Annotated in this window: 18 protein-coding genes; 2 read left to right on the forward strand and 16 right to left on the reverse strand. The window is 37.2% G+C overall.

Annotation, left to right across the window (positions count from 1 at the left end; all coding sequences use genetic code 11):
• Positions 1 to 19: 19 nt before the first annotated feature.
• The 5 genes from NSS81_RS03550 to NSS81_RS03570 form a co-directional block, all read right to left on the reverse strand.
• Positions 20 to 913, reverse strand: coding sequence for a superoxide dismutase (locus tag NSS81_RS03550; protein WP_342432177.1), 894 nt, complete (start codon positions 911 to 913; stop codon positions 20 to 22).
• Between the two features lie 117 nt (positions 914 to 1,030).
• Entirely contained in the window at positions 1,031 to 1,519 is a 489-nt protein-coding gene (locus tag NSS81_RS03555) for a DUF3907 family protein (protein WP_342432178.1), read from the reverse strand.
• A gap of 38 nt (positions 1,520 to 1,557) precedes the next feature.
• Positions 1,558 to 1,974 (reverse strand): hypothetical protein, encoded by a 417-nt coding sequence (locus NSS81_RS03560; protein WP_342432179.1) that lies wholly within the window; start codon positions 1,972 to 1,974, stop codon positions 1,558 to 1,560.
• Between the two features lie 97 nt (positions 1,975 to 2,071).
• Positions 2,072 to 2,659 (reverse strand): SMC-Scp complex subunit ScpB, encoded by a 588-nt coding sequence (scpB, locus tag NSS81_RS03565; protein ID WP_342432180.1) that lies wholly within the window; start codon positions 2,657 to 2,659, stop codon positions 2,072 to 2,074.
• Positions 2,646 to 3,419 (reverse strand): segregation/condensation protein A, encoded by a 774-nt coding sequence (locus NSS81_RS03570; protein WP_342432181.1) that lies wholly within the window; start codon positions 3,417 to 3,419, stop codon positions 2,646 to 2,648. The genes scpB and NSS81_RS03570 overlap by 14 nt, the downstream gene beginning before the upstream one ends.
• A 199-nt stretch (positions 3,420 to 3,618) precedes the next feature.
• Between NSS81_RS03570 and NSS81_RS03575 the strand changes: the two genes are divergently transcribed.
• Together NSS81_RS03575 and NSS81_RS03580 are read left to right on the forward strand one after the other, a co-directional pair.
• Positions 3,619 to 3,711, forward strand: coding sequence for a YjcZ family sporulation protein (locus NSS81_RS03575; RefSeq protein WP_342432182.1), 93 nt, complete (start codon positions 3,619 to 3,621; stop codon positions 3,709 to 3,711).
• A 125-nt stretch (positions 3,712 to 3,836) separates the two neighbouring features.
• Positions 3,837 to 4,361, forward strand: a complete 525-nt coding sequence (locus NSS81_RS03580) for a DUF309 domain-containing protein (RefSeq protein WP_342432183.1) — start codon at positions 3,837 to 3,839, stop codon at positions 4,359 to 4,361.
• A gap of 22 nt (positions 4,362 to 4,383) precedes the next feature.
• Here the strand turns inward: NSS81_RS03580 and NSS81_RS03585 are convergent, their stop codons facing one another.
• From NSS81_RS03585 to NSS81_RS03635, 11 genes are all read right to left on the reverse strand, one after another.
• Positions 4,384 to 4,734, reverse strand: a complete 351-nt coding sequence (locus tag NSS81_RS03585; RefSeq protein WP_342433921.1) for a GNAT family N-acetyltransferase — start codon at positions 4,732 to 4,734, stop codon at positions 4,384 to 4,386.
• 367 nt (positions 4,735 to 5,101) lie between these two features.
• Entirely contained in the window at positions 5,102 to 6,406 is a 1,305-nt protein-coding gene (gene lysA / locus NSS81_RS03590; RefSeq protein ID WP_342432184.1) for a diaminopimelate decarboxylase, read from the reverse strand.
• A 174-nt stretch (positions 6,407 to 6,580) separates the two neighbouring features.
• Complete coding sequence (locus NSS81_RS03595) at positions 6,581 to 8,062, reverse strand: spore germination protein (RefSeq protein ID WP_342432185.1); 1,482 nt, start codon at positions 8,060 to 8,062, stop codon at positions 6,581 to 6,583.
• Positions 8,049 to 8,624 carry a stage V sporulation protein AE gene (locus NSS81_RS03600; protein WP_342432186.1) on the reverse strand — a complete coding sequence of 192 codons (576 nt, stop codon included), beginning with the start codon at positions 8,622 to 8,624 and terminating at the stop codon, positions 8,049 to 8,051. Before NSS81_RS03600 ends, NSS81_RS03595 begins: the two co-directional genes overlap by 14 nt.
• A gap of 88 nt (positions 8,625 to 8,712) precedes the next feature.
• Positions 8,713 to 9,135 (reverse strand): stage V sporulation protein AB, encoded by a 423-nt coding sequence (locus NSS81_RS03605; protein ID WP_342432187.1) that lies wholly within the window; start codon positions 9,133 to 9,135, stop codon positions 8,713 to 8,715.
• Positions 9,125 to 9,745, reverse strand: coding sequence for a stage V sporulation protein AA (locus NSS81_RS03610; protein ID WP_342433922.1), 621 nt, complete (start codon positions 9,743 to 9,745; stop codon positions 9,125 to 9,127). Before NSS81_RS03610 ends, NSS81_RS03605 begins: the two co-directional genes overlap by 11 nt.
• A gap of 113 nt (positions 9,746 to 9,858) precedes the next feature.
• Positions 9,859 to 10,617: an RNA polymerase sporulation sigma factor SigF gene (gene sigF / locus NSS81_RS03615; protein WP_342432188.1), complete on the reverse strand. Its 759-nt coding sequence runs from the start codon at positions 10,615 to 10,617 to the stop codon at positions 9,859 to 9,861.
• A 12-nt stretch (positions 10,618 to 10,629) separates the two neighbouring features.
• Positions 10,630 to 11,070, reverse strand: a complete 441-nt coding sequence (gene spoIIAB, locus NSS81_RS03620; protein ID WP_342432189.1) for an anti-sigma F factor — start codon at positions 11,068 to 11,070, stop codon at positions 10,630 to 10,632.
• Positions 11,071 to 11,073: 3 nt separating this feature from the next.
• Entirely contained in the window at positions 11,074 to 11,424 is a 351-nt protein-coding gene (spoIIAA, locus tag NSS81_RS03625) for an anti-sigma F factor antagonist (RefSeq protein WP_342432190.1), read from the reverse strand.
• Positions 11,425 to 11,611: 187 nt separating this feature from the next.
• Positions 11,612 to 12,781 carry a D-alanyl-D-alanine carboxypeptidase family protein gene (locus NSS81_RS03630; protein ID WP_342432191.1) on the reverse strand — a complete coding sequence of 390 codons (1,170 nt, stop codon included), beginning with the start codon at positions 12,779 to 12,781 and terminating at the stop codon, positions 11,612 to 11,614.
• Between the two features lie 122 nt (positions 12,782 to 12,903).
• A complete protein-coding gene (locus NSS81_RS03635) occupies positions 12,904 to 14,208 on the reverse strand; it encodes a pyrimidine-nucleoside phosphorylase (RefSeq protein ID WP_342432192.1) in 1,305 nt (434 codons plus the stop codon).
• Positions 14,209 to 14,240 lie beyond the last annotated feature (32 nt).

Here is a 14,240-nt window from a genome sequence, read left to right on the forward strand (position 1 = left end):
GCCATTTGAAGATCTTCAATTAAAAAGCTGGCCATTTAAGCTCAATAGCCTGCTCCAAACGCATTTCAACGTCATTCCAATTAACAACATTCCACCAATTATCTACGTAACTACCTCTATTATTCTTATATTGAAGATAATAAGCATGCTCCCAAACATCCAAAACAAGCAGAGGAATTGTATCCCATTGTGTTAACAGCATATGTCTCTCAGTTTGTAATATTTCCAAATGCCTTGCACGTGGTGACCAAACAAGGATTGCCCAACCCACACCTTCCACCTGCTTGGCTGCTTCTGAAAATTGTTTTTTAAATCGTTCAAAACTGCCAAAATAGCGCTCTATTTCTGCTTTGAGTATTCCTTGAGGACTTCCCCCTTTTTTCGGCCCCATATTTCTCCAAAAAATCGTATGCAGGTAGTGACCTGATCCATGAAAAGCCAATTCCCTTGACCAATGCTTTATAAGGGAAAAATCATTATTATCTCTTGCCTTCTTTAGATTTAATTCAGCTTTGTTCAAACCATCTACATAGGAGCGATGATGCTTGTCATGATGTATTTTCATAATATCTTCAGAGATATAAGGCTCTAGTGCATTATAGGCATACGGCAGATCTGGAAGCATATGACCGCCAGGAGGAACAGTTTTATCTGCAACCCAAATATTTCCGACCTCTTGTTGTTTTCTATTAAAGTAGTTTTCCATTCGTTCATGAATGTCTTCTGCCTTTGCTTGAAGACTTAGCAGTTCCTCGTCAGACAATTGCTTACCCGTGGTTTCAATTATCTCGGTAAATTCATCAAGTTGCTGCCATAATTCAGAGTTTGCTTCCACATTATCCGTCTCCAGAAATCGTCTCATTTCTTCATTCCATTTAAACAATTCATTCACATAGTTATTAAAACGAGTCATTCATATCCCTCCTGTTTTGCTAATCTTACTAAGGATATGAAGGATTATTAAGATTATGTACGGTTAGTTAATATAGAACAGGCTGCCCCTGTTCATCACAAGGGCAGCCTGTTTCGTTTAATTTGATTGAATCATTTTCGTTCGATAGTCTGTTTCATAATACTCAAGTTCTTCTCTAATTCTTTGAAATTCACCTTCGAGACCTTTAACTAACTGTTGGAGATTGTCTGGTACACTTTTATAGAATTTTATTGAATTATTACCTGTATAGGCAGAACGACTATCCTCAAACCAAGCATCATTTTTAGGAGAGAAAAATTCTTCAATCACCCGATGAAAAATTTGATAGAGAACTTTTTCTGCAGATGCTTTTTGAAATGGTTCGCTTTGCATAATGACTGAACAGGCGTCCAAACCTTCCTCACAAAAAACAAGTATTTTTCGCAAATTTGAAAGGATTAACCGATTCGTGCTTGAATCGCTCTTGGCATGCTGTTCTAATTGCGATATGGTTGTTTCATTCAAATATGTTTCTAGTGAAATAATTGTGCCTGATAAAAATCCTTTGACTTCGCTGAGCTGTGTCTTAACTAATGAATTACCCATACATACCCTCCCCAAATTTTCCAAAGGTCATCTGCGCCCTAGGTTTTTTGAATATACTCTAGTGGAGAACGCAACTCGAATTGGCCCTTTTCTTTAACAGTAAGTAATATTTCTGGTAGTTTATTATAGTCGATATTTTGAAAATAAGACGCAAATTCAACCTTAGAATTAATATATAACCGTTTACGTTGGCGTAGCCCAGGATTATTTATTAAGCATACCAGTGCGACGATATCCTTAAACGTGACTTCTATATCCCCTTGTGACCAAACTGGGCCTTTCTGATAGGGTGTAAATTCATGAATAAATTCATCAAAGAAACGCAGGTATAGGACGTGAAGCGTTCTCACCTCCCCATCTTCGACAAAAGTTACTTCACTTCTATTAAAGAAGTCTTCTGAAGTATTTGACTTTTCCTTTTCTAATTCATAGCCCACACATTCTTTTATTAACAATTGAATCAATCCCCTTTTAGACTTTAACGAATCTGTAAAGAAAGAATTTTTTGAAAATCACCTTTATTTTATCATAACTTAGCGAACTTGTTTTCATTTAAGAGTTTATCGTTTCGTTGAATTTCTCAAAAAATAGGTCTGCTTCCTCTTGGACATACTCGTCATCTGCTTTTTCAGGAAGTAGGGGCAGTTCCTTAATGTTTTTTAAACCAAAATAATCAAGGAATTCTCTCGTAGTTCCATATAAATAAGCTCTCCCTGTACCTTCTGCCCGTCCTACTTCTTTTATAAGTGCTTTTGCCATGAGTGTATGTAACGGCCTTTCTGTTTTCACACCACGAATTTCTTCAATTTCTGTACGAGTTATTGGTTGCTTATAAGCAATAATCGCTAAAGTTTCCAAGGCTGCCTGTGACAATGTTGTCGTGTTGGGAGAATCTACAAGTCTTTTTAAGTATGTAGCATTTTCCTTTTTCGTGGCAAGCTGATATGTACCAGCCAGTTGGACAATCATTATTCCTCGATGCTTATCCTTTTCATATTCCTTTTTTAATTCTTCAATAATCTCATTAGCCTTAAGCTCATCAACTTCTAAAACTTCTGCTATATGTTTTATCGTAAGCCCTTCGTCACCTGCTGCAAATAAAAGGCTCTCAGCGATACTTTTCCAATTAATAATTTCCAACCCCTTCTACTCCTTCCGTAACAGCATGAACATAGATATTACCAAAGTTTTCATTTTGTTCTACGTCAATTTCTTTCCTTTTAATTAGCTCTAAAATGGCAAGAAACGTCACAACGATATATTCTTTTGCAGGATAAGGAAACAGGTCATTAAAGTTCTTTTTTCCTTTTAACTGTTTTAATTCAACCATAATTTCATTCATTCTAGCCTCTATGGACACCTCTTGGCGGGCAATTTTCGTTGCTAAGGGCCTTTGGAGCTTTTTCCTGCGCAACAACTTTTGAAAAGCCGCTAACATATCATAAAGGGTAACATCAAGCTCTGTTTTCTCTGGGATTTTTCCCTTCGCAAAGTCAGAAAGATCACTTGGCGGTTTGGTAAACATTAAACCACGTTCTTCCTCCATGGACTTTAAGTCAACCGCTGCCTCTTTAAACTTACGATACTCAATCAGTCTTTCGACTAGCTCATCCCTGGGGTCTTCCTCGAAGCTGATTTCTGAATCAAATTCATTATAATCTTCTTCATGTTTTGGCAAAAGCATTTGACTCTTTATAGCCAGTAGCGTTGCAGCCATCACTAAAAACTCACTCGCAAGATCAAGTTTAAGTTCCTTCATTGTCTTAATATAGCTTAAATACTGCTCTGTAATTTGTGCAACCGGAATATCGTATATGTCAATTTCTAACCGATTGATTAAATGGAGAAGCAAATCTAAAGGCCCCTCAAACGCATCAATTTTCACATTATATGAAACCATTTTTTCACCAAAATCCTTGAATAATTGTCCCTAAAATCAAGACTATTAATAGTATAGAGGATAAATATCGGTTATCCAATAGGAAAATTAACCGAGTATACCTAAATGGTTAAAATTTGATGTTTGCCCATAACAATGGACAAAGACACTACATATGATAAAAAGGAAAAGTACAATAAATTAATTGGAGGTTTTGAATATGTCTGATGGCGCATACGGTTTTGGAGGCGGATTTGCTTTAATCGTCGTTTTATTCATTTTGTTGATAATTGTAGGAGCTTCTTGGCTATAAATTAGGAAATAAAAAGCCCTCCAGAAAATGGTGGGCTTTTTATTCGTTAACCTAAGTACTCAATCTGCTCAAAGCCCATTTTGTTATGCTACACTATACATAATTAATTTGTAAGGGGGGATTTTTTGTACCCGGAAGAGTATATTCATTTTTTAGCACATTTTCATGGGGATCGGGACTATTTTGAGTGTCATGAAATCCTTGAGGAATATTGGAAGAAGTCAAATGATCAGAGCAAAGATTCAATATGGGTAGGTTTAATTTTACTAGCGGTGTCAGCCTATCACCATCGCCGAGCAAATTTTAATGGCGCTGGAAGAACTTTGAATAAGGCTATTCATATTTTTACTTCACAACAAAACACTTTACCTAAGATTGGATTAGAAAAACAAACGCTATTTTCCTTGTTAACTAATCAGTTGGCAATAATCAAAAAAGAGGAAGCCTATCAAAGCTATCATCTCCCTATAACTGACCCCTTTTTGTTAAAGGATTGTATTAAGAAATGTGAACAGATAGGTTATTCTTGGAATACGGCTAGTAATTTGAGTGATAAAAGCTTGGTGGACAGACATATACTACGGGACAGGTCTAGTGTTATCCAGGAGCGAATAGATGCAATAATAATTAAAAAAGGCAACGATAGTTAATCGTTGCCTTACAGATATACTTTTAACACGATTCGCATTTTTCAATAAATGGGGCAGTATTTTCATTAGCTGAAATTTGTTTATCAGGATACATTTCCTTCAAAGATTTAACCATTTTCTTCCCTACCCCTTGATGACGATGGGATGGATTCACGGAAATATGTTGTATTTCGAAAGAATTTTCATCATCTTTATTAAGCACTCCTAAAAGTCCGATGATATCTTCCTCTTTCCATAGAAAGAGCAGTAAGTTCTCATCAGTTTCATAGTCCTTAATGGTGGCTTGAAGTTTCTTCAAGTCCTTTTCAGTTGGCATAAAGGACATTAAGCCCATAGCTATTTTTTCGAACGTCTTCTTATAACGAATTAACATCATTGATCCCTCATTATATGAAATAAACCTAAGTTTACAAAGTCTATTCTTATGATATAAATATATTTAAATTGTTTATCTATTGTATGTAATTGGATTCTTAAAGTTCATTACTGACAATCATACAGAATAAATATTAAATCTTCAATGTTTAATATTATTACTCCAAAACAATAAAAACCCAATAGACAAGTCCCCAGATTAGGGAAAATCCAATAAGAATCCCTAAGACAGTCCATTTATTTTTTTTCATGAAAAACCTCCAAATACGATTTGAAGATGACATACCCAGACCTCATTCTACACTAAATAACAAAAATAATCCATTCTCTACGAAAAGGAAGCCGCCGCAGTTGCGGCAGCTTGTTTATTTTAAAGGTAAATCTAGTCGAATTAAGTCCTCATATGTCTCTCTTTTAACAACAAGTGTTGTCATACCGTTTTCAACAAAAACAACGGCAGGACGCGGCAGGCGATTGTAATTATTAGACATTGAATAACCATATGCACCAGTACAGAAAACTGCAAGAAGGTCATCCTCCTCTGTTTCAGGAATAGGAAGGTCCCAGATTAGCATGTCACCTGATTCACAGCATTTTCCCGCTATTGAAACGGTATCAGCAGATTGAGCTAATGGCTTATTGGCAAGTACTGCCTCATACTTTGCCTGGTATAGTGCCGGCCTAATATTATCGCTCATTCCGCCGTCTACAGCTAAATATTTCCGAACACCTGGTACCTCTTTTGAAGATCCAATTTTATACAAAGTAATTCCTGCATCACCAACAAGCGATCGTCCTGGCTCAATCCAAATTTCTGGCATCTGCATTGAAAACTTCTCAACTAAATTCTTTACTTCTTTAATTATTTCACTAACATATTGTGAAGGTTGAATCGGCTCATCTTCCTTCGTATAGCGGATTCCAAAACCTCCGCCCAAGTTTAACACTTTTGCCTCGAAGGAGAGCTCATTCTTCCATTTATACATCTTTTCGATAATTTTCGTAGCTGCTAATAAAAAGCCAGTTGTTTCAAATATTTGTGATCCAATATGACAATGTAAGCCGAGAACCTCAAAGGAATTATACTGGAGGGCAGTTTTTAATGCTTCTTCCGCCTGTCCATTTTGCAAATCAAAACCAAACTTTGAATCCTCTTGACCAGTTAAGATATAGTCATGAGTATGTGCTTCTATTCCTGGGGTAACTCTCAAAAGAATACTAATTGTTTCATTTTTCTCGTGACAAATAGTTCTTAAGAGTTCTAATTCGTAGAAATTATCCACAACTATACAACCAATATGATTTTCTAAAGCCATTTCTAATTCTTCTCTGCTTTTATTATTACCATGAAAATGAATTCTTTCAACTGGAAAACCAGCTGCAATGGCAGTGTATAATTCACCGCCTGACACCACATCAAGTGATAACCCTTCCTCCTCAGCTAGCTGCAGCATCGCAATCGTTGAGAATGCCTTGCTGGCATAAGCCACCTGTGATTTTACATTTTGGTCTTTAAAGGTTTGCTTAAAACCCCTCGCTCTTTCTCTAATTAGCGCTACATCATAAACATAGAGGGGGGTTCCAAATTGTTCGACCAACTCTACAGCATCTACCCCACCTATTTCTAAGTTCCCCTTACTGTTAACACCTGTGGTCCCGTAAAAATACATTCCCTTCCCTCTCTCCGTATAGACTCTTAGTTTAGTGTATGACAAGCAATAAAAAAGTAATAAATAAATAGACAGAATCCATAAAGGATACTGCCCATTTTTATCCTTATCCTTTATTTAATTAAAAATTACTTTAGCATAATTGTTAGCTTTCTGCAATTAATTGTTGAATTTTCAATCCTTAGGCGGTTGGCGGTAACGATTCCTTGGATGAACAATACTTGGTCGGAGTATTGAACCTGGAAATGCTCTGCGTATTACAATTTGCATAAATCCTTTTGGCTCAAAAGGAAGAAATGGCCATAAGTAAGGAATATTAAGTGCTCTAATATTGACAAGAAATAAAAACAACAAGGTTGAACCGATTATAAATCCTGGTGTATGGAAGATTGAAACGAGTATTACTAAACTCAATCTTGCTATTTTGTTAGCGACACTTAATTCATAGCTCGGTGTTGTAAATGAACCGATTCCAGCCACCGCAACATATAGAATTACTTCTGGAACAAATAACCCCACATCAATAGCTATTTGGCCAATTAATACCGCTGCAATCAAACCCATCGCTGTCGACAGTGGGGTAGGCGTATGAATAGCAGCAATTTTTAAAAATTCAAGTCCAAAATCGGCTAAAATGATTTGCAGGACAATTGGAATATTCGTCTGTTCATTTGGACCAACAAAGGCTATTGCTTCTGGCAATAACGATGGCTCTAATACAAACAAAAGCCATAAAGGAAGTAAGAATATTGATGCTATAACACCTAAAAAACGTGACCAACGCAGAAAAGTTCCCGATGTGGGGGATTCACGAAATTCTTCAGCATGTTGAATATGGTGAAAATATGTTGTTGGTGCAATAATAACACTTGGTGAGGTATCAACAAAAATAACAACATGACCCTCTAGTATATGAGCTGCCGCCACATCAGCACGTTCTGTATATCTTACTAATGGAAAAGGATTCCATCCTTGTTTGACAATAAATTCTTCAATGGTTTTATCTGCCATCGGAATCCCATCAATTTCAATCCCCTTAAGTTCTTTCCGAAGAATATTTACTAAATCAGGGTCTGCTATATCTTCTATATAACACAATGATACATCTGTCTTAGATCGCTCTCCTACTTTTAACATTTCAAAACGAAGTCGTTCATCGCGTATTCTTCTTCTTGTTAAACCTGTATTCATAATAATATTTTCTACATAGCCATCACGCGAACCTCTAATTACCTTTTCCGTATCTGGTTCTGCCGGTGTGCGTCCTGGGTAGCTTCTTACATCAACGGCTAGAGCTACATTGGAACCTTCGACGACTACAACAATTAAACCCGACAAAACCAAGTCGACCAATTCATCAAGTGTTTTAATCGGTTGGACAGATTGGTGAACCAAGCGATTTTCTACTACTTTAAAAATGTCCGCTGATAGTTTTTCGTGATCGTTTATTTCCACTAATTGTTCGACAAGTTCCATGATAAACAGGGTGTCACATAATCCGTTAACATAATAAAAGTGAACGTCTTTCTTTAGGATTTTTAACTTTCTTACTCCCAAATCAAAGCTCACCCCGAGGCCAACGCGCTGTTTCATGTAATTTTCAGTTTCAGCTACTGATTCAGGTATCGGCCATTTTTGTTCATTACTTCTCGACACGAAATCCGCTCCTTTCGAGTATTAGTTCTACCGCTTTTTTCGTAATCGGTGCACCTCGTTCGTAGTGATCCCGCTGAGCCATTTTTCCGACATCGCCGATTCCCACAATAATTGGAACATCCAATTCATCAAGGCAATAAACAGTGTCGCCATTTAACCTCCCGATTTCAAGCTCTGGTAATCCAAATTTGTCTACTCCATATGGAGTTAACTCACCATCCCTATCGATACATACATCTACCCTTGTCCACTCTGCCTGATGTGTTTTTGCTGCTACAGCAATAATCCCTAGAACTTCAATTTCCTCATGGTTTGCAACATACTTTAACGCTCTTTCACCTGCACCCTCACCTTCAAGTCCGCTATCATCGAACATCACTAATACAGGATCATTTGCCGCCGCTTTTATTAAATCGACAAGTTCCGCCCCGGTTAGTACTGAGGGATTCCCTTGTGACATTGAAATACAGCGTCCGTTGATATCATGTGCAACACGTTCCACTGCTCTTTTTGCATACTCATCACCATCAGTAATTAAAATGACTCGCCTCCGAGTGCTCATTTTTTGATGTCCTTTCAATTGGAAAAGCGCAAGACGCCTGCTTATGACTCGAGCTGATGGCATCTGGAGCTAGACAATTGTCAAATTTTTAATGATGAACTAAATAAACCCATTGAAAGATAGACCCAAAAATTTTCCCTAAAACAATGGCCATAATTAATATAATTATCTTTCCATCGATTCCAAGTCTCTTCGCCAAAACTGGAAAAACATTTAAAACTTCAGTTAGGGCACCAGCAAGCATTCCATAGAAGATACCTCCAGTTAATCCTAGGGGAATTAAAAAGAGGGAAGAAATCCCTAAAATCGGATCTCTTAGTGTTGCCATGGCGCCTGAAATGGCTCCTAATACCACAGCCCATTCATAGTAACGTATCATTTTCATTGTCTTTGACAACTGCGTCAGCCTAGGGATAATTCCTAGAACTGTTAAAAAGGCAACAAAACCCGAACCTACTGCTAATCCGCCTGCTAAACCTATAAATATGACACCTACTACTTTAATCGTCATTTATACGTTTCAAACTTTCTTTATTTTCATGTATGATTACATAATTATCTAAATCCAGTTGATAGTTAAACATTTCTACTTCAAGCGGACTTGGTTCTTCATTAATTCTTTTTTTGAATACATGATTAAAGAATAAAACCATACCTAGACCTAACCCAATAGAGTAGGGAATCTGAAAGAGCCACGGCTTTGAATCCTTCACACCAGTGATAATGGTATAAAGCTTGGCTTGAACACTTTGCATACTCACATCATCATGAAAGTTCATAATGGCCATTGCAGAACCGAAGAATAATAAAAACCAAATTAAGAGAAAAAACGGGAACGACATTTGCTTATTCTTATTGATCACTTCAATAATAGTTTGTGCGGGTCCAATTGATTGGACTTCCACTTCCTCAAACATAACAGTAATGGACCGGATGATTTTCATTACATCGATGATGATAATGTTTTTATCTTCTGGGGTAACCTGATGGACGATTACCTTTTTCAAATCTGGTATTGTTGATTCGGGAGCAATAATTTGGGCAATATCCATTAAGTAAACTTTTTCTCTAGGTTTTGTAAGTACACGATTCCGCATGCGGATGTAGATTGTTTTTTCCAAAACATTCACTCCCCACACATTGATTTCCTTGTATAAATAGTATGGTTCATAAACTCCCCATTCATGATAGCCAAAAATTGGTAGGATTTTTCCCATAAAAAAAGACCGTTGGATTAGAGATCCATACGGTCTTTCATTGTCTGAAGAATTTTCTTTTCAAGTCTTGATACCTGTACTTGGGAAATCCCAAGCCTTTGGGCCACTTCGGATTGCGTTTGATCCTTATAGTATCGTAAATAAACAATTAGTCGCTCGCGTTCATCTAATTCACGAATGGCTTCTTTTAGTGCAATCTTATCAAACCATTTGCCTTCATTGCCATCATCAATTTGATCGAGCAAGGTAATTGGATCTCCATCATTTTCATAAACCGTTTCATGAATAGATGAAGGAGTTCTGCTTGCTTCTTGAGCAAGAATGACATCCTCGGGAGATAGCTCCAGATGTGCTGAAATTTCATTAACAGTCGGAATTCTACCATACGTCTTCGATAACTCATCTTTAGCTTTTCTAATTTTGTTCCCCATTTCCTTTAGAGAACGGCTTACTTTAACGGTTCCATCATCACGAATAAACCTTTGAATTTCACCAATAATCATTGGCACTGCATAGGTTGAGAACTTAACATCATAAGACAGATCAAACTTATCGACTGACTTCAATAATCCAATACAGCCAATTTGGAAAAGATCATCAGGATCATAACCCCTATTTAGAAAACGTTGGACAACAGACCAGACAAGGCGCATATTTTTCTCGACAATTAAATCTCTTGCCGACTGGTCTCCGTCTTGGCTTTTTTTGATAAGTTCTTTTACTTCATTGTCTTTTAAATACGGTTGACTTTTTTCGTTTTTGACCTCCACATCCATCGGCAAGTCTCCTTAATTGCACAGCATTTTGCGGGTTTGTAAATGCTTTTTTAATCTTACTTCGGTTCCTTTACCTGGCTGTGAATGAACCTCTAACTCATCCATGAAATTTTCCATGATGGTGAACCCCATACCAGATCTCTCTAAATCTGGTTTTGTTGTAAATAATGGCTGGCGAGCTTCTTCCACATCAGCAATTCCTAATCCAGTATCCTTGATGGATAAATCCACTAATCCATCTTCGATGGTAACCTGGATGTAGACAATCCCATTTGGATCATTTTCATATCCATGGATAATTGAATTAGTTACTGCTTCAGAGACAACTGTTTTTATTTCAGTTAACTCATCCATCGTTGGATCAAGTTGAGCAATAAAGGCAGCGACGGTGACACGTGCAAATGATTCATTTTGACTTAAAGCGCTGAATTGAAGATTCATTTGATTCTTCATTTTTCAGGCCACCCCCAATCTTTGCAATGCAAACTCTTCTGTCGGTTCAAGTTTTAGGATTTTAAACAACCCCGACATATCGAATAATCGTTGTATTGCAGGGGAAATTGCACAAACAACCATTTCGCCGTGCACCTGCTTTATTTGCTTATATCTTCCAATAATGACACCTAATCCAGAGCTATCCATAAAAGATAGATCTTCTAAATTTAAAACTATATGACGAATATCATTTCTTTCAATTGCATTAGTAGCTTTTTCACGAAGTTCATCGGCGGTATGATGATCCAATTCACCACTTAATCGAATGCATAACACATCTTGTTTTATTTCAATATCAATGTTAAGACTCACTATTCCTGTCCTCCTTCAACTGGTATAGTGAGTCAATTCGTTACAGCTACAAGCATTTCCTTCTATCAAGACAAAAGAAGTTGATATTTGCTAAAAATAGTTGGATTTCGACAAACCTATTGAGTTGCTTACACTTATCTATTTGTCTGCTTCAGCACCTAGTCCCTCGAGTTCGCTTCAGCTTTTCTTATTTCCCTGCTTTTGTAAACATTCCAAAGGAGCGTTTATAGAGTGTATACCAGCCTGCTTCTTTTACATCACTTTTTGCTACCAGTTCACTCTCAAGTACCACTTGACCACCTTTTATTAGCTTAATGGTACCAACCTTATCTCCTTTTTTAATAGGAGCATCTAGATTCTTATTTAGATTGATTTTTTGCTCTACATCTACTGTTTTTTCACCCTTTTTTGTCAGTAAGGACAGGGGCTCACTTGTAACGGCTTCAACTGTTTTTTCTTTTCCCTTGCTAACTTTTGCTAGACCAATTGCTTGATTACGTTTAAACATCGGATGTGTTTGGTATTGGTTAAAAGCAAAATTTAGCATTTTTGTCACTTGTGCATTTCTTTCTTTTGAGGTTGGCGCACCAAATACAACCGCAATTACACGCATTCCATCCTTTTCTGCTGTTGCGGTTAAGCAATATTTCGCTTCAGCTGTAAATCCGGTTTTCAGTCCATCTACTCCAGGATAGAAACGTACTAATTTATTCGTATTTACGAGCCAGAATTTTTTATCAGTATCTTCACGGAGATACGCTTCATACATGCCTGTAAACTTTGTTATGTCCTCATATTTTAATAGTTCTTTTGCCATAATAGCCATATCATGAGCTGTACTAAAATGGCCGCTGCTTGGCAGGCCAGTAGTATTCTTAAAGAATGAATCCTTTAATCCTAATTCCTTTGCTTTTTCATTCATCATTTCAACAAAAGCCTCTTCAGAGCCTCCAATTCTTTCAGCCATTGCTACAGAGGCGTCATTACCTGAGCCAATAGCAATTCCTTGGAGCATCTGCTTTGTTGTCATTTGTTCTCCCGGCTCAAGGAAAATTTGCGACCCGCCCATAGAGGCAGCGTACTCACTTGTAGATATTTTTTCATCCCAAGTAAGTTTCCCCTTATCAATTGCCTCCATTATTAATAGCATTGTCATGATTTTTGTCATACTGGCTGGCGGCAGTTGCTCATTGCTATTTTTCTCATAAAGAACTTCCCCAGTATCACGCTCAATTAAAATAGCTGATTTAACATTGTTAGTAATATCGGCGCTCTTTTTTTCTTCTGCAGATGCGGCTGGAATCCATAAACTTGTAATTAACAAGAATATAACTAGTAAAGAGACATATCGTTTCATTCACATAACCCTCCATTCTTTATACGTTTCATTTTTTCCAAATCTACCAACTTTATACAGATATTTCCTCTAATAAATAATAAAAAGTCCAGGAATTTATCCTGGACTTTTTTACACTTATTTTATTCAGTGATTTCTTCATGAATAAGAATTGGTGCATCTACCTTTATTGATGACAATTTAATGTTTTCATAAAGCTTTTCTTTTACATTGCTAACGTCTTCAAAGTTACTATAAATCGTTACTAAGGATTCACCCTTTGCCACTTGATCACCGATCTTTTTCCTTAGAACAAGACCCACCGCTAAATCAATAATCGATTCTTTTGTAGCTCTGCCTGCCCCTAAAATCATTGCAGCTGTTCCTACTTCATCAGCAACAATTTCGGATACATATCCATCTTCTTTTGCTTCAAGTTCAAATGTAAATTGGGCTTGCGGCATTTTAGAAGGATCATCAACAATAGAAGCATCTCCGCCCTGGGAGCTTAAAAAGACTTTAAATTTTTCAAGTGCGGAACCATTTTTAATAACATTTTCAAGCATAGAACGTGCTTCTGCTAATGAATTGGCCTTTTCGGCAAGATAAACCATGTGACTTCCAAGCGTTAAACAAAGCTCTGTTAAGTCCTCAGGACCCTCTCCCTTTAAGGTATCAATCGCTTCTTTCACTTCTAGTGCGTTTCCAATTGCAAAACCAAGCGGCTGACTCATATCAGAAATAACTGCCATTGTTCTTCTTCCAACGTTATTTCCAATCCCTACCATCGCTTTGGCTAATTCTCTTGAGTCATCAAGTGTCTTCATGAATGCACCAGCACCGGTTTTTACATCAAGAACAATCGCATCAGCACCGGCAGCAATTTTTTTACTCATGATAGAGCTCGCGATCAGTGGAATACTATCCACGGTTGCTGTCACATCTCTTAGAGAATAGAGCTTTTTGTCAGCTGGCGTTAAGTTACCACTTTGACCAATGACTGCAATTTTATTTTTATTTACCAAGTCAATAAATTCCTCATTCTCAATTTCAACATGAAACCCTTTAACTGCCTCTAATTTGTCAATTGTTCCGCCTGTATGCCCAAGACCTCGCCCTGACATTTTCGCAACCGGTACATCAAGTGCAGCAACTAGTGGTCCCAGTACGAGGGTTGTTGTATCGCCGACCCCGCCAGTAGAATGTTTATCGACTTTAATCCCTTCAATATCAGATAGATTAATTTGATCTCCCGATTCCACCATAGCCAAGGTTAAATCTGCACGTTCTTTTTCAGTCATCCCTTTAAAAAAGATTGCCATTGTTAATGCACTTACTTGATAATCTGGGATTGAACCGTCTGTGTATCCATTAATAATGAATTTAATTTCATCTGTTGTTAGTTCATACCCGTCTCTTTTTTTCTCAATTAAGTCAACCATTCTCATCTTTTATCACCACTCTATTAGATTAAAAACCA

This window comes from Neobacillus sp. FSL H8-0543 (assembly GCF_038592905.1).
In the GTDB taxonomy this organism is placed as follows: domain Bacteria; phylum Bacillota; class Bacilli; order Bacillales; family Cytobacillaceae; genus Neobacillus.